This window comes from Comamonas sediminis (assembly GCF_041107495.1).
Lineage (GTDB): Bacteria > Pseudomonadota > Gammaproteobacteria > Burkholderiales > Burkholderiaceae_C > Comamonas > Comamonas sediminis.
Map to the genome: position 1 here is coordinate 486539 of NZ_JBGBDC010000003.1, position 24090 is coordinate 510628.

Sequence of the window (24090 nt, forward strand, 5' to 3'; positions counted from 1 at the left end):
AAGGAACAACCACGATGTCATTGTTGGAAGTTAAAAATCTGGTGGTCGAGTTTCCCAATCGCCATGGTGTGCTGCGGGCGCTGGACAACATCTCCTTTTCCATCGCCCCCGGCGAGATCCTGGGCGTGGTCGGCGAATCGGGCGCGGGCAAGTCGCTGACCGGCGCGTCCATCATCGGCCTGCTGGAGCCGCCAGGTCATGTGGCCTCGGGCGAGATCGTGCTCGAAGGCGAGCGCATCGACAACCTGTCTGCCGACAAGATGTGCCACATCCGGGGGCGCCGCATCGGCGCGATCTTCCAGGATCCGCTCACGTCGCTGAACCCGCTCTACACCGTGGGCCGCCAGCTGATCGAGACCATCCAGACCCACCTCCAGCTTTCGGCGGCGGAGGCGCGCCAGCGCGCGATCCAGCTGCTCAAGGACACCGGCATTCCGGCAGCCGAAGAGCGGATTGACCACTTTCCGCACCAGTTCTCCGGCGGCATGCGCCAGCGCGTGGTGATTGCGCTGGCGCTGGCGGCCGAGCCCAAGCTGATCGTCGCCGATGAGCCCACGACGGCGCTGGACGTATCGATCCAGGCGCAGATCATCAGCCTGCTCAAAAACATCTGCCGCACCCGCGGTGCTGCGGTGATGCTGATCACCCATGACATGGGCGTGATCGCAGAGACCTGTGACCGGGTTGCGGTGATGTATGCCGGCCGTGTTGCGGAAATCGGCCCGGTGCATGAGGTGATCAACCACCCGGCGCACCCCTATACCCGGGGCCTGATGGCGTCCATCCCCGATATGGACGCCGACCGCGAACGCCTCAACCAGATCGACGGCGCCATGCCCCGGCTCAATGCCATTCCCAAGGGCTGCGCGTTCAACCCGCGCTGCCCCCAGGTGTTTGACCGCTGCATGGAGCAGCGCCCCGAGCTGATGGCCGCTGGCGCCACCCAGGCCGCCTGCTGGCTGCATGCAGCCGATAACCAGCCCCAAGTGGCTGCCACCGAGGACACGGTATGAGCGAGATGGCAACCATGACGAACAACGATGCAGCGCCGCTGCAGAGTGCACAAGACCACGCAGGCGCAGGCGACAAGCAGCCGCTGGTGCAGGCCCGTGACCTGGCCAAGACCTTTGATGTGTCCGCACCGTGGCTCAACCGGGTGCTGGAGCGCAAGCCGCGCAGCCTGCTGCGCGCCGTCGATGGCGTGAGCTTTGACATTGAAAAGGGCAAGACCCTGGCCCTGGTGGGCGAGTCCGGCTGCGGCAAGAGCACGGTGGCGCGCCTGCTGGTGGGTTTGTACGGCCCCACGCGTGGCACCTTCACCTTTGATGGCCAGGATGCGCATGCCGCCTTCCGCGACCCGAACGCGCGCGCGATGCGCCGCCGCGTGCAGATGATCTTCCAGGACCCCTATGCCAGCCTGAACCCGCGCTGGTCGGTCGAGCAGATCATCGGCGAGCCGCTCAAGGAGCATGGCCTGATCACCAATACCGAGCAACTCAAGGCCCGTGTGGCCGAGCTGCTGGTGCAGGTGGGGCTGGCGCCGATGGACATGCTCAAGTACCCGCACCAGTTCTCGGGCGGGCAGCGCCAGCGCATCTCCATCGCCCGCGCACTGGCGACCGAGCCGGAGTTTCTGGTCTGCGACGAGCCCACCTCGGCGCTCGACGTCTCGGTGCAGGCCCAGGTGCTCAACATCATGAAGGACCTGCAGAAAAAGCGCGGTCTGACCTATCTGTTCATCTCGCACAACCTGGCCGTGGTGCGCCATGTCAGCGACCAGGTGGGTGTCATGTATTTGGGCAGGCTGGTCGAACTGGCCGATAAGCAAACCCTGTTTGCCAAGCCGCGCCACCCCTATACGCGCATGCTGCTCGATGCCATCCCGAAGATGCATGACACCGGCAAGGCGCGTACGCCCGTGCAGGGCGAGGTGCCCAATCCGCTGAACCCTCCGACCGGTTGCGCTTTCAACCCGCGCTGCCCGCTGGCCAATGAGCGATGCCGCAGCGAGCGCCCACAGCTGATCGATGATGCCGGCGTGAAGGTGGCCTGCCATGCGGTCGAGGAAGGGCGCATTCCGGTGCTGTAAAACACCGGTCTTTTGCAAAACCGGCGTCTCAGGCGCCGGTTTTGCTGTGGGGCGCACCCGCTGGCTAAGCCCCTTTGCTATTACAGAAAGTCACACCTACGTCATCTGGCGGACAAACCATAGAGCCCTTTGTTCATACGGAGAGCGCAGAAATGGTTGCATTGTCAGTGCGAGAGGGTGCACGTCAGGTGATGGTATGGGCGGTGTGCGGTGTGACTGCCGCCGTGCTGGTGGCTTGCGGGGGCGGCTCCAGCGACAACGACAGCGACAAAGACGATGTGCTGACGATCCTGCACATCAACGACCACCACTCCACGTTGGCCAGCAAGACGGCCACCTTGCAATTGCCGGTGGACGGCAAGACCACGGCAGTGACCGTGGACGCCGCAGGTTTCCCCCGCGTGACGGCCGCCATCGACGCGATCGCTGCCCAGTCGACCCATGTGCTGAAGCTGCACGCGGGCGATGCGGTGACCGGTACCCTGTACTTCAACCGCGCAGGTGCCGATGGCGAGGCCGACATGGCCATGCTCAACACCGTGTGCTTTGATGCCTACACCCTGGGCAACCACGAATTCGACAAGGGCGACACGGGCCTCAAGGGCATCCTGGACCGCCTCAAGACGGGCCGATGCACCACGCCGGTGCTGAGCGCGAACGTGCAGTTCGGCGCCAACTCGGCGCTGAACCCCAGCCGCGCACCGAACATGGTCTCGCCCTCCACCGTGGTGGAGCGGGGCGGCCAGAAGATCGGTATCGTCGGCCTGACCATTGCGCAAAAGACCAAGGCCTCGTCCAGCCCCGACAAGGACACCTTGTTCGAAGACGAAGCCGTGGCGGCCCAGCGCGAAATCGACAAGCTGCAGGCCCAGGGCGTCAAGCGCATCGTGCTGCTGAGCCACATCGGCTACGACAACGACCGCAGCATCGCCAAAAAGCTGCGCGGTGTGGACGTGATCGTCGGCGGTGACTCGCACACCTTGCTGGGCCCGGACGCGATGAAGACCATCGGCGTGGGCACGCCAGGTGGCGCCTACCCCACCAACACCACCGACCTCGACGGCAAGCCCGTCTGCATCGTGCAGGCCTGGGAGTACTCGCAGGTCGTGGGCGAGCTGAAGGTGAAGTTCGACAAGGACGGCGTGGTCCGCCAGTGCGAAGGCACGCCCCATGTGCTGATCGGCGATGACTTCAAGATCGCCGGCACTGCCGCGACCCAAACCCAGCGCGCGTCCATCATCAGCAGCGTGAATGCCGCCGGCTTCCTGCGCATCACGGCGCCTTCTGCGCAGGCCGCCGCCGTGCTCAAGCCTTTCAGCGACAAGGTCGCCAGCTTCAACGTGACCAAGGTCGCCTATGCCCCACAGGAGCTGTGCTCGCGCCGGGTGCCCGGTGGCGAAGGCAGCTCCGACTACAGCCGCTCCAGCGCAGCCTGCAATGCCGAAGGCAGTGTCAGCCTGCGCGGCGGTGACATCCAGCAGCTGGTGGCCCAGTCCTATCTGGAAGTGGCCAATGCACACTACGGCGGTGCCGACATCTCGCTGCAAAGCGGCGGTGGCGTGCGCATTCCGCTCAATGGTGAAGTGACCGCTGCCAATGCGATCCAGGTGCTGCCGTTTGGCAACATGCTGTTCCGCCTGGATGTCACCGGCACGGAAGTCAAGGGCATGCTGGAAGACGGCCTGGAAGCCGTGTACGGCGCTGGCGGCTCGACCGGTCCTTACCCTTATACCGGTGGCATGCGCTTTGACGTGAATGCCAAGGCCACCTTGGGCAGCCGTGTTTCGGGTATCGAGGTGCGCGACACCACGACCGGCCAATGGGCTGCGCTGGACCCGGGCAAGACCTACCGCCTGTTCGTGCTGAGCTTCAACGCCAACGGCGGTGACGGCTACAAGACCCTGGCCTCGGTGCCTGCAGCGCGCCGCCTCGATATCGGCGTGCTCGATGCCGATGTGTTCTTCAACTACATCGAATCACAGCCCAAGGATGCCAGCACCGGTCTGCCCGCACTCAAGCGCCTGTCCACCGACCTGTACAGCACCAAGAGCTTTGTTGATGCGCGTTAAACGCTGACGCCGCATGACGAAGGGGCAGTCTAGGCTGCCCCTCTTTTCGTTCTGGCCAGGTAAATGCGCCGTCAGGTATAGCGCTTGGCGTGCAGGTTGTCCTTCATCTGCTGCAGCACCGGCTGCAGTGGCTCGCCAATGCGCAGTGCCACGCTGGTGGCCAGCACATCCAGAATCAGCAGGTGCAGCAGGCGCGAAACCATGGGGCTGTAGCGGTCGTAGCCCTCAGGGTGGTCGGCGGCCAGGTGGATATTGGCCGCACGGGCCAGTGGCGAGCCGCTGGCGGTGATGGCAATCGTCGTGGCGCCATTGCGCTTGGCAATGTCGGTGGCATCCATCAGGTCGCGCGTGCGGCCGGAGTTGGAGATGACGATGGCGCAGTCGCCCGCGCCCAGCATCGTCGCACTCATCACCTGCATATGGCCATCGCTGGTCGCCAGGCTGGTGACACCCAGGCGGAAGAACTTGTGCTGCCCATCCTGCGCGACGATACCGGAGTTGCCCACGCCATAGAACTCGATGCGCTTGCCTGCCTGCCAGGTCGCCACGATGGCGCTGGATGCGGCCTCCAGCGCCGTGGTGCTGGCGGCATTGCGGTAAGCCAGGAAGGCGGCGACCGAGTTGTCCACCACCTTGACCAGCACATCGCTGGTCTTGTCATCGGCATCGACACTGCGGTGGATGAAGGGCACCCCCTCGCTGACGCTGCCGGCCAGCTTGAGCTTGAAATCGGCCAGGCCGTCATAGCCCATGCTGCGGCAAAAGCGCACCACCGTGGGTTTGCTGACATGGGCCAGTTCGGCCAGCTCGCGCACCGGGCGCGAGGCAAAGGCACGCGGATCGGCCAGCACCAGGCGCGCCACGCGCTGCTCGGCCGGTGCCAGCGAGGGGAGGGAGGCGGTGATGCGGTCTAGCATGGCGTTACCTTGAAGCGGGTGAAGCGGTAGTGGGCGGTGGCGGTCAAAACTCTTCCATCCAGCTGTGTCCGTCGCGTGCCACCAGCGCGCTGGCGGCGCCCGGGCCCCAATGGCCGGCCACATAGGGGCGGGGGCCTTCGCCGCGGGCATTGGCCTGTTGCCAGGCCTCCAGAATCGGCTCCACCCATTGCCAGGCGGCCTCTTGCTCGTCGGCGCGCACAAACAGGTTCAGGCGCCCGGCGATCACATCGAGCAGCAGGCGTTCGTAGGCGCCCACGCGCTCGGTGCCAAAGCGCTGGTCAAAGTCCAGGTCCAGCGCAGCGGGCGACAAGGTCTGCACACCACCGGTATCGGCCTGGCTCTGCGCGGCGGCCATCAGCTGCAGGGTCAGCCCATCCTTGGGCTGCAGGTGGATGGTCAGGCGGTTGGCCGCACCCAGCGGCGTGCGGTAGATGGCATGCGGCACCTGGCGGAAATGCACAACGATCGAGGCCTCGCGCCCCGCCAGGCGTTTGCCGGTGCGGATGAAAAACGGCACGCCGGCCCAGCGCCAGTTGCTGATCTCGGTGCGCAGCGCCACAAAGGTTTCGGTCTGGCTATTGGGCGAGACGCCGTCTTCCTGGCGGTAGCCCGGCACCGGCTTGCCGGCAATCTGGCCGGCCGCGTACTGGCCGCGCACCACGTCGCGGCTCACCGTCTCCGGCGTCCAGCGCTTGAGCGATTGCAGCACCTTGAGCTTTTCATTGCGAATGGCATCGGCATCGGCGCTGATGGGCGGCTCCATGCCAATCGCGCACAGCAGCTGCAGCGCATGGTTTTGCACCATGTCGCGCAGCGCACCGGTGCTTTCGTAGAACTCGCCACGCTTTTCCACGCCCAGCTGCTCGGCCATCGTGATCTCGATGCTGGCGATGTTCTCGCGCCGCCACAGTGGCTCGAAGATGGCATTGCCAAAGCGCAGCGCCAGCAGGTTCTGTACCGATGGCTTGCCCAGGTAGTGGTCGATGCGGAAGATCTGGGTTTCGGAAAACACCTCGCGCACGGCGGCGTTGATGGCGCGGTTTGAGGGCAGGTCATGGCCCAGCGGCTTTTCCAGCACCACGCGGGTGCGCTCGGTGGCCAGGCCCGCCGCGCCCAGCTGCTCGCAGACCGTGGTGAACAGCGACGGTGCCGTGGCCAGGTACATCACGACGGTGTCGGCATCGCGCGCCTGCAGCAGCTCGCGCAGCGCAGCATAGTCGGCCGGCTGGGACAGGTCCATGCGCAGGTAGTGCAGGTGCTGGGCAAAGCGGGCAAATTCCGCATCGCTGGGCCGCTTGTCGGCCTCGACCTCGGCCAGCCGCTGGGCGATCAGCGCGCGGTACGCGTCGTCGCTCATCGCACCACGGCCTACGCCGATGATGCGCCCGTCGGCAGGCAGGCTGCCATGGCGGAAAGATTGAAACAGCGCGGGCAGCAATTTGCGCCAGGCCAGATCGCCGGTGCCGCCAAATAAAACCAGATCAAAACGCATGAAACTTCCTGAACATCAAGGCAGGGATTAATGTAACTCAGTTTCATAGTGATGGGAGAAGCCGTAGAATGCAGACAGCCTCAAACCGCGCAAAAGTTCGGTTAAGCTTGAGCGCCCCCCGTGTTGGCCGCCATGCGCAGGAGGGCAGACAAGCACGTCAGACCGGATATTGACCAAGAGCAGACCATGAACCAACTCGATGCACTCAAAGCGCTGACCACGGTGGTGGCAGACACCGGTGACTTTCACCAGCTGGCCCAGTTCCAGCCGCAAGACGCGACGACCAACCCGTCCCTGATCCTCAAGGCCGTGCAGAAGGCCGATTACGCGCCGCTGCTGGCCGAGACCGTGCAAAAGTTCCGCGGCAAGCCGCTGGACGAGGTGATGGACCGCCTGCTGGTACGTTTTGGCGCCGAGATCCTGTCCATCATTCCGGGCCGTGTGTCCACCGAGGTCGATGCCCGCCTGTCGTTCGACACCGATGCGACGGTGGCCCGTGCCCAGCGCCTCATCGCGCTGTATGAGGCCGAGGGCATTCACATCGACCGCGTGCTGATCAAGATCGCCTCGACCTGGGAAGGCATCCAGGCCGCCAAGGCGCTGGAGGCGCAGGGCATCCACACCAACCTGACCCTGCTGTTTGCGCAGTGCCAGGCCATTGCCTGCGGCCAGGCCCAGGTGCAGCTGATCTCGCCTTTTGTGGGCCGTATCTACGACTGGTACAAGAAGCAGGCCGGCAGCAACTGGGACGAGGCCGCAATGGCCGGCGCCAACGACCCGGGTGTGAAGTCGGTCAAGGCCATCTTTGACTACTACAAGCATTTCGGCATCCCCACCGAGGTGATGGGCGCGAGCTTCCGCAATACCGGCCAGGTCACTGCGCTGGCCGGCTGCGATCTGCTGACCATCTCGCCCGAGCTGCTGGCCCAGCTGGCCGCGGCCGATGCACCATTGCAGCCCGCGTTGAATGCCGAAGCCGCCAAGGCACTGTCGCTGGAGCGCGTGCAGTACGACGAAGCGGGCTTTCGCTTTGCACTGAACGAGGACGCGATGGCCACCGAAAAGCTGGCCGAAGGCATCCGCGCCTTTGTCGCCGATGCCATCAAGCTCGACAAGTTGTTGCAATCCGCCTGAGCTGGCCGCTGCCGGCGAGGTCTGGCAGCGCTGGTGAGCACTTTACACTGCCCGTATGAACCGAGAATGTGCGACACAGCGCAAGCGCTGCGATGAAACGCCCGCATGGCAAGAACTGCAAAAGTACTACGACGCTGAGGGCCGGGGCCTGGATCTGCGCGCAGCCTTTGCCGGTGACGCAACGCGCCTGGACGCGTTCAGCCAGCAGGCGCCCCATCTGTTTGCCGACCTGTCCAAGAACCTGATCGACCACCCAAGCCAGCAGATCTTGCTGCAGCTGGCCCGCGAATGCGGTCTGGCGCAGGCACGCGATGCGATGTTTGCCGGCGCGCAGGTCAATGGCTCCGAAGGCCGGGCGGCCATGCACTGGCTGCTGCGCCAGCCCGCCGAGGGCCTGGAGGACTGGTTGCCAGATAGCCCCGCTTTCGTGCGCGAGGCCCTGGTGGATGTGCACGACAGCCTGGCCCAGATGCTGGCGCTGGCCGAGCAGGTGCGCGCCAATCCGCAGATCACCGACATCGTCAACATCGGCATTGGCGGCTCCGACCTGGGCCCGGCCATGGTGGTCAATGCGCTGGAGGACTGGCGCATTGCCGGCAAGCGCTTCCACTTTGTGTCGAACGTGGACGGGCATGAGCTGGGCCATGTGCTGGCGCAGACCCGGCCTGAGAGCACCTTGTTCCTGGTCGCGTCCAAGTCCTTCACGACGTTGGAGACCATGGTCAACGCCCATTCGGCGCGCGACTGGTTCATCGCGCAAGGCGGCAGCGAGGACCGCAGCGCCGCGCTGTCCATCTCCAAGCATTTCTGGGCGCTGACCACCAATACCGAGGCGGCCGCAGCCTTTGGCATCGACACCACCCTGGGGTTCTGGGACTGGGTCGGCGGCCGCTACTCGCTGTGGTCGGTGATCGGCCTGCCGATTGCGATTGCGGTGGGGGCCGAGTCCTTCCGGGCGATGCTGCAAGGCGCGCATGACATGGATGTGCACTTCAAGACCGCGCCGCTGGCGCAGAACCTGCCGGTGCGCCTGGGCCTGCTCGACGTCTGGTACCGCAACTTCCACGGCTTTGCGACGCGCTGTGTCGCGCCTTACAGCCATGGCCTGCGCCGGCTGTCGGCCTACCTGCAGCAGCTGGAGATGGAGAGCAACGGCAAGGGCCGGGACGTGCAGAACCAGCCGCTGCCCTATGCCACGTCGCCGGTGGTCTGGGGCGAGCCGGGTACCAATGGCCAGCATGCCTTTTTCCAGATGATCCACCAGGGCCGCGATGTGATCCCGGTGGAGTTCATCGCCGCACGCGAGGGCGGCAAGAACCTCGCCAGCCACCAGAACAACCTGGTCATCAATGCCATTGCGCAGGCGCAGGCGCTGCTGGTGGGCCGCACCGAAGAGCAGGGCCCCAAGTACTGCCCGGGCAACCGGCCCAGCACGTTCTTGCTGATGGACAAGCTCACCCCCACCTCGCTGGGCGCGCTGATCGCGCTGTATGAGCACCGCGTGTTCGTCAGCGGTGCGCTTTGGGGCATCAACAGCTTCGACCAGTGGGGCGTGGAGCTGGGCAAGCAACTGGCCAAGGACCTGTTTGCGCGCCGCGACCAGGGCGACTGGCAGGGCGTGGACCCATCGACCGTGGCGCTGGTGAGCCGGCTGGCTCCCTGAAGCCGCTCGCCAGGCACTGCCGTCTGCTGCTACCGCAGATACGGCAGTGCAGCACGGTGTTTCCAAAACAGCAACACATGCTTCGGAATCCGCGCTAGGGATTGGCGCGACTCTCTGGAATACTTGGAGGCTGGATGCGCTGGCGCAAAGCCAGTGCATCCAGTTTGCTCTCAAGCGCGCATGCGCAGCGCACCAAGACCAGCGCAACCACAAAGCTGGTGGAGCAGCTTCGGTCCCACGCCTGGCTGCCAATTCATCATTTCCAAGGAGTACACAATGACATTCAGCATCAAGATGCTTGCTGCAGCGGTGGCTTTTGCCGCAGGCGGCGCGGCGTTTGCGCAAAGCACCTTCGACAAGATCAACAGCAGCGGCAAGGTGGTGGTAGGCGTGCGCGAAAGCTCGGCCCCGATGGCCTACGCCATCGGCTCCAACCAGACCTTCGGCGGCTACCACGTCGAGCTGTGCGAGCGCGTGCTCAAGGACATCGCGCCCAAGGCCAAGATCGAATACATGGCGCTGACGGCCCAGAACACGATGCCACTGGTGCAAAACGGCACCGTGGACATCGGCTGCGGCCCCACCACCAACAACCTCAGCCGCCAAAAGCAGGTGGCCTTTGCGGTGACCACCTATGTGAGCCAGGTGCGCGCAGCGGTACGTGCCGATTCCAACATCACCAGCGTCAAGCAGCTCGATGGCAAGACGGTGGCAGCCTCGGCCGGTACCACCGCCGTGCAGCTGCTGCGCAAGTTTGCCAAGGACAACAGCATCAACCTGCCCACCACCCTGGGCAAGGACCACTTCGAGAGCTTCATGCTGCTGGAATCGGGCCGTGCCGATGCCTTTGTGCTGGATGACAACCTGCTGGCCGGCGTGATTGCCAACTCGGCCAATCCGGCGGGCTACAAGATTGTCGGCGAGGCGCTGGGATCGGAGCCGATTGCGCTGCTGTTCCGCAAGGACGACCCCGCCTTCAAGAAGGCGGTGGACGACAGCCTGACCAAGATGATGAAGTCCGGCGAGCTGGCCAAGGTCTATGACAAGTGGTTCATGCAACCGATCCCGCCCAAGGGCCAGGCACTGAACCTGCCGATGAGCGATACGCTGAAGAAGCTGCTGCAAGAGCCTAACGACAAGCCCCTGGAAGCCTACGCGGACCAGTAAGCGACGCGCTTGCACCTTGCATCCACCCAGCCCCGGCTGGGTTTTTTTATGCCTGCAGGCCGCGTACACCGGCCATGCAGGGGCGCAGCCAGCATCGCATCGCGCATCGCAGCCACCGCTTCGGCCATGTTGTGCGTAATTGGAATAATGTGCCGCGCTATTGTCGTTTGACCTGGCACAACGCTCTGCCTAGCATGACGCGCAGTGCTGACCTGGTGCGCCCGCTGTCTGTGGTGGCTGGCACCAGGCCCGTTTCCCCGTTTTATTAGCTATTGATCTGGTACCCACGATGACCCAATTTGTGCACCCCGATGAGGTTCGTTCGCGCTTCTCCCGCGCCATGTCCGATATGTACCGCGACGAAGTGCCGCAATACGGCAACCTGATGGCCCTGGTGGCCCAGGTCAATGGCGAAGTGCTGAAGGCCCAGCCCGCGCTGGCGCAGGCGATGGCGCAGGCCGACGAGCTGGACCGCCTGGATGTGGAGCGCCATGGTGCGATCCGGGTGGGCACCAAGGAGGAGCTGTCCACCCTGCGCCGCCTGTTTGCCGTGATGGGCATGGAAGCCGTGGGCTACTACGACCTGTCGGTGGCCGGCGTGCCGGTGCACTCCACCGCGTTCCGCCCTGTGCTGGGCAGCTCGCTCAACCGCAATCCGTTCCGCGTGTTCACGTCGCTGCTGCGCCTGGATCTGCTGGCCGATGCAGCGCTGCGGCAGGAGGCTGCCGCCATCCTCGCCCGCCGCCAGATCTTTACCGAGCGCGCGCTGGCGCTGATCGCCCAGTGCGAAGCCGCCGGTGGCCTGACCGATGCAGAGGCTGATGAGTTTGTGCGCGAAGCGCTGGAGACCTTCCGCTGGCACAGCGAGGCGACCGTGGACGCTGCTACCTATGACAAGCTGCACAAGGCACACCGCCTGGTGGCCGATGTGGTCTGCTTCAAGGGCCCGCATATCAACCACCTGACGCCGCGCACCCTCGATATCGATGCTGCCCAGCAGCGCATGCCCGCCCATGGCATGGATGCCAAGGATGTGGTCGAAGGCCCACCCCGCCGCGCCTGCCCGATCCTGCTGCGCCAGACCAGCTTCAAGGCGCTGCAGGAGCGCGTGAACTTCCCCGGCAGCGATGACCAGGGCACGCACACCGCCCGTTTTGGCGAGATCGAGCAGCGCGGCGTGGCGCTGACCCGCAAGGGCCGTGCGTTGTACGACAGCCTGCTGGCCAATGTGCGCAGCATGGGCAATGCCGGCAGCGCCAGCGCCAACTACCAGGACCGCCTGGAGTCGTCGTTCGCGGCCTTCCCCGACAGCCATGACGCCATGCGCCAGCAGGGCCTGGCCTTCTACCGCTATGTGCTGCAGCAGCCCGTAGGCGATGCATCGGCTGATATCGAGACCTTGATTGCCGATGGTGTGGTGCGCGCCGAGCCGATCGTGTACGAGGACTTTCTGCCGGTGAGCGCGGCCGGTATCTTCCAGTCCAACCTGGGCGGTGAAGAGCAAAAGCACTATGAAGCCAACCAGGCGCAGCAGGCGTTCGAGGCCGACCTGGGCGCCCAGGTGCATGACGAGATCGCGCTGTACCAGGCGATGCAGGATGCGTCGTTGCAAGCAGTGCGTGAGGCCCTGGCGCAAGCCGCTGTGGCAGAAAGCGTGGCCTGAGCGATGGCCGCCTCTGATCTGGACAACCGCGAGTTGCTGGGCGCGCTGCACGCCATTGTGGGCGAAGCCGGGGTGCTGCAAGGCGCCGACATGGCCGCCTACGAAGAAGGCGCGCGCTACGGCCAGGGCCGTGCGCGCCTGGTGGTGCGCCCTGCCGATGTGGCGCAGGTGCAGGCGGTGGTGCGGCTCTGCGCCGAACGCGGCCTGGCGCTGCTGCCCCAAGGCGCCAACACCGGCATGGTGGGCGCCAGCACGCCGGACATGAGCGGCACCCAGCTGGTGCTGAGCCTGTCGCGCCTGCGCAGCCGCTGCGAGGTGGATGTGGCCAACCGCAGCGTGGTGGTGGACGCTGGCGTGACCCTGCAGGAGCTCAATGACCAGCTCGAACCCCATGGCCTGTGGTTCCCGATCGATCTGGGGGCCAACCCCTCGATCGGCGGCATGGTGGCCACCAACACCGGTGGCACGCGCCTGATCCGCTACGGCGATGTGCGCTCCAACCTGATGGCGCTGCAAGTGGTGCTGATGGACCCGCCCGGCGAGGTGGTGGAGCTGGGCCGCGCGCTGCGCAAGAACAATACCGGGGTGGACTGGAAGCAGTTGTTTGTCGGCGGCTCCGGCGCAGGCGCCATCGTGACGCAGGCCACCATCCAGGTGCATGCCCGCCCGGCGCAACGCGCCACGGCGCTGGTGGTGCCAGCCTCGGACGAGGCGGTGATGGAGCTGCTGCAGGCCTTTGAGCGCGACCTGGGTGACTGGCTGGCCGCGTTCGAAGGCATCTCGGGCAATGCGATGCAGGCGGCCATTGACCATGTGCCCAACCTGCGCAACCCCTTTGCACCGGATGATGCGCCTGCGTTCGCCATCCTGGTCGAGCTGGAAGCGAATGCCTCGCCCAAGTACAGCCAGCTGGATCTGCAAGAAGCACTCAACAGCTTCCTGGAAGACCAGTTTGAGTCGACCATCGTCAACGCGGCCTTGGGCAATGCCACCGAGCTGTGGCACCTGCGCCATAGCATCAGCGAAGGCGCGCGTGCGCTGGGCAAGCCCATTGCGTTTGATGTGTCGGTGCCGCGCTCGCGCATCATGGAGTTCTGCCGCAAAGGACGCGAGCTGGTGGCACGCGACTACCCCTTCCTCACGGTGGTGGACTTTGGCCATATCGCCGACGGCGGTGTGCACTTCAACGTCATCTGGCGCAAGGATGCGCCCGAGCAGTACGACCCGGCCGTGGTGCAGCGCCTGCGCGATGCCATCTACGGCATGGTGGTGCAGGACTTTGGCGGCAGCTACAGCGCCGAGCATGGCGTGGGCCCGCACAACCTGACCTACTACCAGCGCTTTACGCCGCCGCTGCTGCAGCAATGGGCCGATGGCTGGCGCGACCGGCTCGATCCCCGGCACCTGTGCGGCATCGTGGATCTGGGCACTGCCAAAAACTGAGACCCTGGCCATGCCCGCGTTGGCAGGCATGGCCCATAACCACCACCAGAGACAAACCAGCGAGACAAGGCCATGTCCTTTTTTCAATTCACTCCCGCCTTTGCCAACCCCCAGGGCTCGCCCATACGCGAGCTGTTCCCCTACCTGAGCCGGCCGGGCATGATCTCGCTGGCGGGCGGCTACCCCTCGCCCAGCTTGTTCGACCAGGAAGGCCTGGCCGCTGCCGCCGCGCAGGCGATGACCACGGGCGCCACGGCGCTGCAGTATGGAGCCACCGAAGGCTCGCCCGCATTGCGCGAGCAGCTGGCCGCGCAGTGCCAGGCCCGGGGTATCCGCTGCAGCGCTGGCGACGTGCTGGTGACGACCGGCTCACAGCAGGGCTTTGACCTGCTGCTGCGCGTGCTGATCCAGCCCGGTGATGCCGTCTGTGTAGAGACCCCTGCTTACCCTGCCACCATTGCGGCGCTGCGCCAGGCGGGCGCCAAGATCCTGAGCACGCCGGTGGATGGCGATGGCCTGGATGTGGAGGCGCTGGCCACCATGCTGGCGGCGCTGCCGGCGGCCGAGCGTCCCAAGCTGCTCTACACCGTGCCCAACTTCTCCAACCCCTGCGGCACCTTGCTGGTGCAGCAGCGCCGCGAGCGCCTGGTGCAGCTGGCGCTGCAGTATGGCTTTGTCGTCGTCGAAGACGATCCCTATGGCGAGCTGGCCTTCACCGATGCCCGCCCCGCACCGGTCTATGCCGCAGCCCAGCAGCGCGTGGGCGAGGGTGAGAACCCCGTGGTCTACCTGTCGAGCCTGTCCAAGACCGTGGCCCCCGGCCTGCGCGTGGGCTGGATGGTGGCCGACCCGGCCGTGCTGCGCCGCTGCACCGTGGCCAAGCAGACCAATGACCTGTGCACCTCCCCACTGGCGCAAGCCGTGGCCGCCAGCTACCTGCAGTCGGGCCGCTATGGCCAGGCAGTGGCCAAGGCCTGTGCCGAGTACCAGCGCCGCATGCTCGCCCTCACCCAGGGCCTGAAGGCGCGTCTGGGTGGGCTGGTGCAGTTTGTGCAGCCCGCTGGCGGCATGTTTGTCTGGATGACCTTTGATGCCCGCATTGAACCGCAAAAGCTGTTTGATGCCGCAGTGGCGGCCCATGTGATCTTTGTGCCCGGCAAGGCCTTCTATGCCGACAATGCGAACCTGCATTCGATGCGCCTGTCGTTTGCGGCGCCCGATGTGGCCCAGATTGAGCAGGCGGTCGATAGGCTGACAGAAGCATTTCATAAAGCCAGTTAAGCGCTATCCAAGCCATAGCAACCTAGCCCGTCGGGGTGTAAGCCGGCGGGCTTTTTTCTTGTTTGGCTGGGTGGGGTACTGCCGCCATTTACGCGGTATTGCCGCTTCTGCAAGTTGTTGCTTGGGTAGGTTGTTGTTATTTGAGAGGATTTTCGCAAACCAGCCGAACACAATGGGTCTGTCCTGAACGCGATGCCGTGCAGGATCTCAGGTTCAACCGGAGAAGCCCGAGGGGCGCGGTCTGCTGGCGCGGCGCTCCCCCTGGGCTGCACTCCGATCTTCTGGAGAAACCCATGGCTGCTGCACCCTTCTCACGTCGCTGGCTGATCGCCGCTGCCGGCTTGCTGGCCTGTTCGGCCCATTCCGCCTACCCGGACAAACCCATCAAGATCATTGTGCCCAGCGTGGCTGGCAGCAGCCCTGATGTGCTGGTGCGCCTGGTCGGCCATGCGCTGGCGCTGCAGCTGGGCAAGCCGGTCGTCATCGAGAACCGGGGTGGGGCGGGCGGCAACATCGGCATGCAAGCCTTGATGGCCGCGGCGCCCGATGGTTATACCCTGGGCTATGGCAACAACGCCACGTTGACGACCAACGAGTTTCTGTTCAGCAAACTGCCCTATGACCCGCGCAGTTTGTTGCCGGTGGGCGGTATTGCGACGACCAGCAGCTTCTTGCTGGTCAACCCCGAGGTACCCGTCCATTCGGTGGAAGAATTGGTCACCTATATCCGCAGCTCCGATGCGCCGGTGCACTATGGATCGGGCGGCATTGGAACCACCAGCCACCTGGGCGCGGAGTTGTTCAAAACCAGGATGGGGCTGTCGTCGGCGGTACATGTTCCCTACAAGGGTTCCCCGCAGGCGCTGAACGATCTGGTCAGTGGCAGCTTGCAGTTCTATTTTGAAAACATCGTCACTGCCGCGCCGCAACTGAAAGCGGGCAAGGTGCGCGCCTTGGCCGTGACCAGCGCCCAGCGTTCGCCCCAATACCCGGAGATACCGACCATGCAGGAGGCGGGCGTGCAGGGCTTTGTGATGAACGCCTGGGGTGGTCTGCTGGTGCCGCCCGGTACAGCACGCGATGTGCTGATGCGCCTGAACTCGGCCTTGAACCAGGGGCTGCGCTCGCCTGGCATCCAGGCGCAACTGGAGAAAATGGCCTATATCCCGCTGGCGGGCACGCCTGAGGATTTCAAAGCGCTTGCCGATTCGGAGCGTGTGCATTGGGGAGCCGTCGTGAAAGCCAGTGGGGCCCGGATCGAATGAGCGCGCGGGCGCATCGCAGCGCTTGGACGCAGCGCGTTTATCCATCCTTTTGGGGAGGTCGGCCCGATGAAGACAGAGACCTTTGATGTGCTGATTCAAGGCGGTGAGGTGATCGATGGCACCAGGCGTCCCCGCTACCGCGCCGATGTCGGCATTCGCGGCACCCGGATCGTCGCCTTGGGCGACCTGGCTGGCGCGGTGGCGGACCGCGTGGTCGATGCCAGCGGCAAGATCGTCGCGCCCGGATTTATCGATGCGCACTCGCATGATGACCAGGCGCTGCTGCTGCAGCCGCAGATGCCGTTCAAGCTCTCGCAGGGCGTGACGGCGGTGGTCACCGGTAACTGCGGCATCAGCGCGGCGCCGCTCCATCCCGGCACGCCGGTGCCCGCACCGCTGAATCTGCTCAGCGATGCCGCCACGCGCTTTGCCAGCTTCGGGGCCTATCTGCAAGCGCTGCGCGCCGCACCGCCGGCGGTGCATGTGATCCCGCTGGTAGGGCATACCACCTTGCGGGTCGTGGCGATGGCCGATCTGAGCCGGGCCGCCAACCCGGACGAGATCGCCCAGATGCAGGCCTTGCTGCGCGAAGCCCTGGAGGCCGGGGCCGTCGGGCTGTCTTCCGGTACTTACTACCCCCCGGCAGCAGCGGCCAGCACCCAGGAGCTGTGCCAGGTGGCCCAGCCGCTGGCCGAATACGGTGCGCTGTATGTGAGCCATCTGCGCAACGAGGGAGCGCACAGCCAGCAAGCCATCGACGAGACCTTGCAGATCGGCTTGTTTGCGCGGTCAGCAGTGCTCATCTCCCACCACAAGCTGCAAGGTCCGGCGAACTGGGGGAGGTCGGTACAAACCTTGCCGCAGATCGCCGCAGCGATGCAGCACCAATGTGTGTCACTCGACTGCTATCCCTACCATGCCAGCTCCACCATCCTGCACCTGGAAGAGGAGCGCCTGGCGGGCAAAATCGTCATTGCCGACAGCAAGTCCCATCCGGAGCTGCAGGGCCAGGAGCTGGGCGAGATTGCCCGGCGCTGGCAGGTCTCGCGCGCCGAGGCCTCAGCGCGTCTGCAGCCGGCCAGCGCCATCTATTTCAATATGGAGGAAAGCGATGTGCGGCGCATCCTGGCCTTTGGCCCGACGATGATTGGTTCTGATGGCGTTCCCTCCAACGAACGCCCGCATCCGCGCCTTTGGGGCACCTTCCCCCGCGTGCTGGGCCACTACAGCCGTGAGCTTGGTCTGTTCCCGCTGGAGACCGCTGTCTGGAAAATGACGGGCCTGACCGCCCAGGTCTTTGGCATCGAAAAGCGTGGAGTCCTGGCTGAAGACCACTATGCCGATCTGTGCATATTTGACCCGCAGACCGTGCGCGATACTGCCACCTTTGATGACCCCCAGCAGCCCGCTACGGGCATCGACTGCGTCATCGTCAATGGAGCCATGGCCTACGCGCAGGGGGCGTACCTGGGTAGCCGGACCGGTACGGTGCTGCGGCGCACGGTGCCTGCGAAGCTGAGCCCGGGTTTGCGGTGATGCGTTGATGAGACTACCCGGGTGAAGTGCTTGGGCGGTGATCAATCCCAAGCACCCGTGTTTCGAAGCTCAGAACCTCGCTCAGGGCGCTGCTTGAGGCAAAGCAATTCGGTAGGTTGCCGATCCTTCAAGATTTTGCCGCTGCGGCTCTTTGCCGTCAAAGGCGAGACTATGCGTGGCAGCATCCCACTGCATGGCTTGCAAGGTATAGGGGTTGCGCAGCTCGGCAGGCGATGCCTGCAACCACGCTTCCATATCTTGGGCGCGAACGCTTTCGGCCATCGCGAGGTGCTGCAGCATGACCAAGCGACGGTATCCATCCATGTCATGAATGCGTTGAAAGTAGCTTTGGTAGTGGGCAGCGTTCATGGCAACCATGCATGTGCCAACGGGGTTGCGCAGTCGAATGGGAAGATCGCAGCGATAGCGATCAGCCAATACTTTATTGTGTCTATTGAATGCTGCCTCCAGTGCATTGGCATGCAGGTGTGCCATGGCTTGGATTTGGGCCAAGTTCTCCAGGGATGCGTTCATGGTGGCAATGGGCAGGCTGACGAAACCGGAGAGGTCTCTATAGCGATTTGCTCGCCAAGTGTTGTGTTCCCACTTTTTTGACATGAAGGGGAGCATTCCCGCAATGAATTGCTGCTCCCCTCGTAGCGCAGAATGTAAATCCGGACCGGGCTGTAGGATGAGCTGCCTGATTCTGGCAGAAGTGGGGGAAGACGCACGGGTACGCTCCATCGCTTGGCTGATCCAGCGTAACTCCGCGCTTTGCATCTCCAGCACCACCATGGCTTCTAACAAACTGTTGGCACTCTTGCCCATGCGCGCACGCAGTTTGCTTGTGATCTCCATGGTATCCAACGCCTCACTCGGAGAAAGCGGCCACTGCAGTGCTGCTTTTGCCAACAGCAGTGCATGCACGCTGATTAGCTGCGGGTAGGAAGGCAGAGGATTAAAAAAATCGTAGGGAAGGCTGATGAATTGTGGTGCGTTTGCTGCAGCCTTGTAGCGAACGAGCAATGGGCTATGTGTTTGAAGCAACGTATGGACCTGATCCTTGTGTGTCTGCGTCTCACTGAAACAGCCGTCATGGGATCGACGAGGACAGCGAAAAGTGAAGATGGGAACTTCGCTTTTCTCGTTATAGGTTGCCGATGCCTCGATTGCATCAAAATTTTGCGGATCCTTTCGGGCTTTGTCGCGCGCCTCAATTATGTTAGCCACGTATTGGCGTCCGAGCGCTTCGGCGCTGCTCACGGGGTCGCCGCTGTCAACAGGTGCAGTTAAACCCACGATGATCAGGTAACCGTTAGTTTTGAGCATGGCGTCAGTGGGTACCAAGTCCTGTAGCGTCTGCCGAGCTATGTCGCTGGGCGGGTCATCCGTCCAATTTGCAGCGGCAAGCGCAACCAATGTGATGACTACCAATACGGAGAGCGAGAGGGCCATGTAGCCCAATGCCTTGAATGATTGGCGCATGAATTTCATGAGAATTCGATGGTGGTGTGAGACTCTATTTAATTCCTCAATTTAACACGGTTGATTCATCCGTCTAGGGCTTGATCCGCGGTGTGGGTAGGCGCCCGCGAGCTGTCGCCTACCCCCGCTCCCATCAAAAGTCGTAACGCATCCCCACATTCACGCTGCGCGGTGCGCCCCAGGTGTAGTACAGGCCGATGGCGCTGAAGTTGTTCACGCCGGCCTTGTAGTGCTTGTCCAACGCGTTATTGATGTTCAGGCTGAAGGACAGCTGCTTGTCGACCTGGTAGCGGGCCATCAGGTCCAGCAGCGCGTAGCTGCCTTGCGCCAGGGTGGCGGCGCTGTTGCTCACCGAGGTCTTGTCCTGCCAGCGGGTCGAGGCGCCGACGGTCAGGCCGCGCAGGGCGCCTCCGTCAAAGCGGTAGGTGCTGCCCAGCTTGAACTGGTACTCGGGGTACTGGCTGGTGTTGCTCAGCGAGCTGTTCTGCCGCACCAGGCTGCCTTGGGCCTGCCAGCCCCTTGCCAACTCGCCCGACAGCTCCAGCTCCCAGCCGTGGCGGGTGGCAGAGGCGACGGAGCGGTAGGCGGTATCGCCGCCAGGGGTGAGGCCGCCCGTCTCCTCGGCGGTGTTCTTGGTCTTGATCCAGTAGTGGCTGATGCTGGCGTTCAGGCGCTTGTCCAAGAACTCGCCCTTGATGCCGATTTCATAGGTGTTGCCTTCTTCGGGCTTGAGGGTGCGGCCCTGCTCATCCTGCGAGGTTTGCGGCTGGAAGATGCTGGCGTAGCTGGCGTAGGCGGACATGTTGGGGTGGAAGTCATAGACCAGACCGGCGTAGGGCGTGTAGACCGCGCTCTCGTTCATGTCGTAGTTCCACCAGTAGGGGGTGGTGTCGCGCTCTTCGAACTTGGTCACGCGCAAGCCGGCAATCAGCTGCAGCGGATCGCTGAGTTGAAAGCGGCCTGCCGCATAGGCATAGCGCTGCTTCTGGCTGAAGCGGTTATCGCCATAGATCCAGCTGCTGGTGTCTGGCTCGGGCAGGTAGGCGCCGCCCTGGTCGTAGCTGGTGCCCAGGCCAGCGAGCGGTAGCAGGGCCTGCGCGTTCAGCGGCAGTTTGACGCTGCTCTGGAAGCGCGAGATACCGATGCCGGCGAGCAGCTCATGCTCGCGTCCCAGCAGGCTGAAAGGGCCCTTGATGTCCAGGTTCACGGTCCAGTTGTTATTGCGCATGTCGGTCCAGCGGCCGTAGTTGACCCGGTCCTGGTCGTAAAGGTAGCCGGCAAACATGTCGTCCATGCGCACCTGCTGGTGCGAGAACTTGAGGCTGCTCGTCCAGCCATTGCCCAGGCGCTGCTCCAGGCTGCCGAAGACGGTGGTCGCGTTCTGGTCATAGCCGCCCCAGGGCGCGCCGGTGTTGAACGAACGCGGCCGGTCGGGCGTTTGGACGCCAGCGCGGGTGTAGCCCTGGATGGGTTGGGTGGTGCCGATGCCGTTGGCCGCACGCTGGCGGTAGGTGAAGCCGACATTCAGCAAGGTGTCCGGGCTCAGATCGGCCTCCAGCGTGCCGAACAGCATCTTGCCTCTGCTGTCTTCATGGTCGCGAAAGCTGCCGGCATCGGTGGCCGATGCCACCAGGCGGCCGCGCAGGGTGCCCGCTTCATTGAGCGGCCCGCCAATATCGGCCTGTGCGCGGTAGCTGTCCCAGCTGCCGGCGCTGGCCTGTACGCTGGCCTGGAAGCTCCGGGTGGGGCGCTTGCGAACCATGTTGACGGTGGCGCCGTACTCACCCTTGCCTACCACCAGGCCTGACGAGCCCTTGAGCACATCGATGTGGTCGATCTCGGCCATGTCGTCGAGCGAGAACAAGGTGCTGGTCAGGTAGTACCAGCCGCTGCGCACCTGGCTCATGCCATCGGTCTGCAGATTGACCGAGGTGCCACGCGCCTGGAAATCGGTGGCATTGCCTTGGCGGTAGGTGCCGATGCCCGGGGTCTGTTCCATCACATCGGTCAAGGTGTCCAGCTTGAAGTCATCCATGCGCTGGCGCGTCATCACGCTGACGGATTGCGGGGTTTCGCGCAGGCTCAGGTTCAAGCCGGTGGCCGTGGCGCTGGGGCCGCGCTGCGTATAGCTGCCGGTGCCTTCGGTGGCGCCGTCGCGCTGGGCACCCGCTGTCACGGTGACGGTGGCCAGGGTCGCGCCTTCCTCGCCCACCGATGCGGCCTTGATGACCACGGCCTGGCCCTCCACCGTGGCCACCAGGCCGGTGCCGGCCAGCAGGCGGTCCAGCGCCTGGTTGGGCGTTAACGTGCCGACGATGGCGGGGGCCTGCTTGCCGGCGACCAGGGATTGCTGGGCTATCAGCTGGATGCGCGTTTGCCGCGCCCAGTCATTGAGCGCCTCGGCCAGCGGCTGGGCCTGGATGCGGAAGGCCAGCGGCGCCGCCGGCAGTGCGGCGCTTTGCGCATGGGCGGCCACCGAGCCCAGAGCCAGGGCAATGGCCAATGCCAGTGGAGCAGGACGCAAAAGGGGGTACGACATGGAGGTCCTCAAGTAGTCAATGCAAATGATTCCTACTGAGGTAGACGCACGGGATGCGAGAAATACGGTAGTGGCAGCGAAAATTTATTAAAAAATGTCTGGAGCGTGGCGAGCTCAACGCAGCGCGCCTATTTCCAGTCCGCCCGCCACGGGCTGCAGCCGCACCGGCAGTGCATGGGGCAGCAGCTTGCGCAGGGTCGGTGTGTCGCTGGGGTCAAAGGTGCCGCTCAGGCGCAGTGCGGCTACGGCCGGGTCGCTGATCGTGAGGCCGGTGCTGCCATAGCGCTCAAACTCCGCCAATGCCTGGGACAGCGGCGTGTTGACGAAGCTGATGCGGTGCTCGCGCCAGGGGGCAATGCCTTCGGCGGCGACGGGTTGCAGCGAGCCCAGGCGGCCCTGGCCGTCAGCGTTGATCTGCTGACCAGCGCCCAGGGTCTGGGCGCTGGCGATCTGTGCGAGCGCGGGGCCGGGCGCGCCATCGCGGCGTACCACGCGGACCTGGCCCTCTTCCACCGCCACGCGCACGCCATCGCTGCCGGCCAGCCCCGGCGTGTAGCGCACCGAGAACCGCGTGCCCACCACGGTGATACCGACCGGGCCGCTCAGCACATGGAAGGGGCGCTGCGCACTGGCCTGCACGCTGAACACCGCCTGGCCCTCGAGCAGCAGCACTTCGCGGCGGTCACGGTAATAGACGACCTCCAGCCGGGTGGCGGTGTCCAGGCGCAGCTGGCTGCCATCGGGCAGCTGCACTTCCAGCTGCTGGCCGCGCTGCGAGGCATAGGCCTGCCGGAACACAGGTTGTGCCTGCCAATGCTGCCAGGCCAGCAGGCCGGTGCCGCTGGTCACCACGACCGCAGCGGCCATGCCCAGCGAGGGCAGCAGCCAGCGGCGGCGCAGGCCTGTGATGGCTCCCGCAGGCGCTGCAGGTGCGGTAGCCGCGCGCGGCGGCGTCTGTTGGACAGCGCTCAGCTGCGCCTTGTCATGCGCCAGGTTGCGGCGCAGCTGGGCGATGGCGTCGGCGGGCATGGCATCGATGGCGCTCCAGTGCTGCTCCCACTGTGCATAGGCGCTGCCGTGCGTGGCGTCGGCCTGCAGCCAATGCTGGAAGGCCTGCTCGTCCGCCGCGCCCCAGCCCGCGCGCTGGCGCCGGACAAACCAGTCCAGCACCTGCTGGCGCAGGCCGGCGGTGTCGTCTGGTGGCAGGGGCGGTGCGTTCATCTCGTGGTCAATGCTGGATTCTGGGGGACAGTCTGGACCGCTCATGGCAGCGCGCGTTTGCTGCGGGGCCGCCGATGCGTGGCAGGCGGTGCCACACCCTCGAGCCGGTCCTGGCAACGCCAGCAGGCCTGCATCGCGATCTGCAACTGCATCTCGACCGTGCGCGGGGAGATGCCCATCTGCTCTGCGATCTGGGCATAGCTCAGGCCGTCGAACTTGTAGAGCATAAAGGCTTCGCGGCAGCGCGGAGGCAATTGGTCGATGGTCGCAACCAGCGCCGCCAGGCCTTCGCGGGAGGCCAGGATGGTCTCGGGCTCCAGGCTGCGCGGGCCCGGCAGGTGCTCCACTGCGGGTTCATCGCCTGCCGATGGGGGTGCCGTCTCCAGCTCCGCCCGAATGCTGCTGCGCCGGTGCTGGTCGATCACCAGATTGCGGGCGGTGCGGTAGAGCAGCGCGCGGGGGTCCTGCACGGCCTGCCCGGTCTGCTGGGCCGCCAGCACGCGGGCATAGCTCTCCTGGGCCAGATCGGCTGCCGTATCGCGGTCATGCACGGATCGGGACAGAAAGTTCAGCAGTTCGCGGTAGTAGCGCTCAAACACCAGGCAGCCAAAAAGAGAGAGGGGGTCTTCGCAACCGGTGGAGGCTGTCGTTGCATTGGGGAACGCAAGCCTGCTACACACGCAAATGGGAATTGTTATCATTATCGCTGATTGCGCGGCCACAGTGGGCAATGCCGTTGATGGGTCGATGCTGTGGCCCGCCGTCCTGGGCCAGGCATTGAATGCCATCGCGCCTGCAATCCGCGTCGATCGGCGCGAACCGCGTCCTGGCCAATGCCAGCCCAGCAGGCGTGGCTTTCAGGCGCGTGACCGCTGGCGCGAAATCTCCTCACCCCTCCACCGCATGCGGCCTGCGACGCCAGCGAGGGCGGTTTCCTCCCTCCCTTTGGATGGCCCGGAAACCGCATCTCCGACGCGTGCCGGGTCGCCGTCTCGCACAGGGTTATGCCTATCCACTGATTGTCATAGCCTAGTGTTTTTACCAGTGCGTAAAATTTTATTCGGGCATTTAATAGTTCATAAGCGCTGCGAACACAGTGGCGCAG

General features: G+C 64.5%; 17 protein-coding genes. 11 read left to right on the forward strand and 6 right to left on the reverse strand.

Annotated elements, in window-relative coordinates; genetic code table 11:
• Positions 1 to 14: 14 nt before the first annotated feature.
• From AB7A72_RS09825 to AB7A72_RS09835, 3 genes are all read left to right on the forward strand, one after another.
• On the forward strand, positions 15 to 1013 hold the full coding sequence (locus AB7A72_RS09825; RefSeq protein ID WP_369459786.1) for an ABC transporter ATP-binding protein: 999 nt from the start codon (positions 15 to 17) through the stop codon (positions 1011 to 1013).
• Positions 1010 to 2089, forward strand: coding sequence for an ABC transporter ATP-binding protein (locus AB7A72_RS09830; RefSeq protein WP_369459787.1), 1080 nt, complete (start codon positions 1010 to 1012; stop codon positions 2087 to 2089). The genes AB7A72_RS09825 and AB7A72_RS09830 overlap by 4 nt, the downstream gene beginning before the upstream one ends.
• Before the next feature lie 191 nt (positions 2090 to 2280).
• Positions 2281 to 4158 (forward strand): bifunctional metallophosphatase/5'-nucleotidase, encoded by a 1878-nt coding sequence (locus AB7A72_RS09835; RefSeq protein WP_369459831.1) that lies wholly within the window; start codon positions 2281 to 2283, stop codon positions 4156 to 4158.
• 71 nt (positions 4159 to 4229) lie between these two features.
• On the opposite strand, the gene AB7A72_RS09840 is transcribed toward AB7A72_RS09835, so the two are convergent.
• Positions 4230 to 5075, reverse strand: a complete 846-nt coding sequence (locus tag AB7A72_RS09840) for a MurR/RpiR family transcriptional regulator (protein ID WP_133857719.1) — start codon at positions 5073 to 5075, stop codon at positions 4230 to 4232.
• A gap of 43 nt (positions 5076 to 5118) precedes the next feature.
• Entirely contained in the window at positions 5119 to 6588 is a 1470-nt protein-coding gene (gene zwf, locus AB7A72_RS09845; protein ID WP_239809379.1) for a glucose-6-phosphate dehydrogenase, read from the reverse strand.
• A gap of 186 nt (positions 6589 to 6774) precedes the next feature.
• On the opposite strand from zwf, the gene tal reads away from it, so the two are divergent.
• The 8 genes from tal (at position 6775) to AB7A72_RS09885 (ending at position 17740) form a co-directional block, all read left to right on the forward strand.
• The gene (gene tal / locus AB7A72_RS09850; RefSeq protein ID WP_239809378.1) at positions 6775 to 7722 is read left to right on the forward strand and encodes a transaldolase; all 948 of its coding nucleotides are present in this window, start codon (positions 6775 to 6777) and stop codon (positions 7720 to 7722) included.
• Positions 7723 to 7777: 55 nt separating this feature from the next.
• The gene (pgi, locus tag AB7A72_RS09855) at positions 7778 to 9385 is read left to right on the forward strand and encodes a glucose-6-phosphate isomerase (RefSeq protein ID WP_313332658.1); all 1608 of its coding nucleotides are present in this window, start codon (positions 7778 to 7780) and stop codon (positions 9383 to 9385) included.
• A 276-nt stretch (positions 9386 to 9661) separates the two neighbouring features.
• The gene (locus tag AB7A72_RS09860; RefSeq protein ID WP_373450409.1) at positions 9662 to 10552 is read left to right on the forward strand and encodes a transporter substrate-binding domain-containing protein; all 891 of its coding nucleotides are present in this window, start codon (positions 9662 to 9664) and stop codon (positions 10550 to 10552) included.
• Between the two features lie 289 nt (positions 10553 to 10841).
• Positions 10842 to 12215, forward strand: a complete 1374-nt coding sequence (hglS, locus tag AB7A72_RS09865) for a 2-oxoadipate dioxygenase/decarboxylase HglS (protein ID WP_313332661.1) — start codon at positions 10842 to 10844, stop codon at positions 12213 to 12215.
• Positions 12216 to 12218: 3 nt separating this feature from the next.
• The gene (locus tag AB7A72_RS09870) at positions 12219 to 13658 is read left to right on the forward strand and encodes an FAD-binding oxidoreductase (RefSeq protein ID WP_369459788.1); all 1440 of its coding nucleotides are present in this window, start codon (positions 12219 to 12221) and stop codon (positions 13656 to 13658) included.
• A 72-nt stretch (positions 13659 to 13730) separates the two neighbouring features.
• Entirely contained in the window at positions 13731 to 14939 is a 1209-nt protein-coding gene (locus AB7A72_RS09875) for an aminotransferase-like domain-containing protein (RefSeq protein WP_369459789.1), read from the forward strand.
• Positions 14940 to 15232: 293 nt separating this feature from the next.
• On the forward strand, positions 15233 to 16204 hold the full coding sequence (locus AB7A72_RS09880; RefSeq protein ID WP_369459790.1) for a Bug family tripartite tricarboxylate transporter substrate binding protein: 972 nt from the start codon (positions 15233 to 15235) through the stop codon (positions 16202 to 16204).
• A gap of 66 nt (positions 16205 to 16270) precedes the next feature.
• On the forward strand, positions 16271 to 17740 hold the full coding sequence (locus tag AB7A72_RS09885) for an N-acyl-D-amino-acid deacylase family protein (RefSeq protein ID WP_369459791.1): 1470 nt from the start codon (positions 16271 to 16273) through the stop codon (positions 17738 to 17740).
• A gap of 81 nt (positions 17741 to 17821) precedes the next feature.
• Here AB7A72_RS09885 and AB7A72_RS09890 read toward each other — a convergent pair whose 3' ends face one another.
• From AB7A72_RS09890 to AB7A72_RS09905, 4 genes are all read right to left on the reverse strand, one after another.
• Positions 17822 to 19234, reverse strand: a complete 1413-nt coding sequence (locus tag AB7A72_RS09890) for a hypothetical protein (RefSeq protein ID WP_369459792.1) — start codon at positions 19232 to 19234, stop codon at positions 17822 to 17824.
• Positions 19235 to 19358: 124 nt separating this feature from the next.
• Positions 19359 to 21764: a TonB-dependent siderophore receptor gene (locus AB7A72_RS09895; RefSeq protein ID WP_369459793.1), complete on the reverse strand. Its 2406-nt coding sequence runs from the start codon at positions 21762 to 21764 to the stop codon at positions 19359 to 19361.
• Positions 21765 to 21878: 114 nt separating this feature from the next.
• Positions 21879 to 22985, reverse strand: coding sequence for a FecR family protein (locus AB7A72_RS09900; RefSeq protein ID WP_369459794.1), 1107 nt, complete (start codon positions 22983 to 22985; stop codon positions 21879 to 21881).
• 41 nt (positions 22986 to 23026) lie between these two features.
• Positions 23027 to 23584 carry an RNA polymerase sigma factor gene (locus tag AB7A72_RS09905; RefSeq protein ID WP_369459795.1) on the reverse strand — a complete coding sequence of 186 codons (558 nt, stop codon included), beginning with the start codon at positions 23582 to 23584 and terminating at the stop codon, positions 23027 to 23029.
• Positions 23585 to 24090 lie beyond the last annotated feature (506 nt).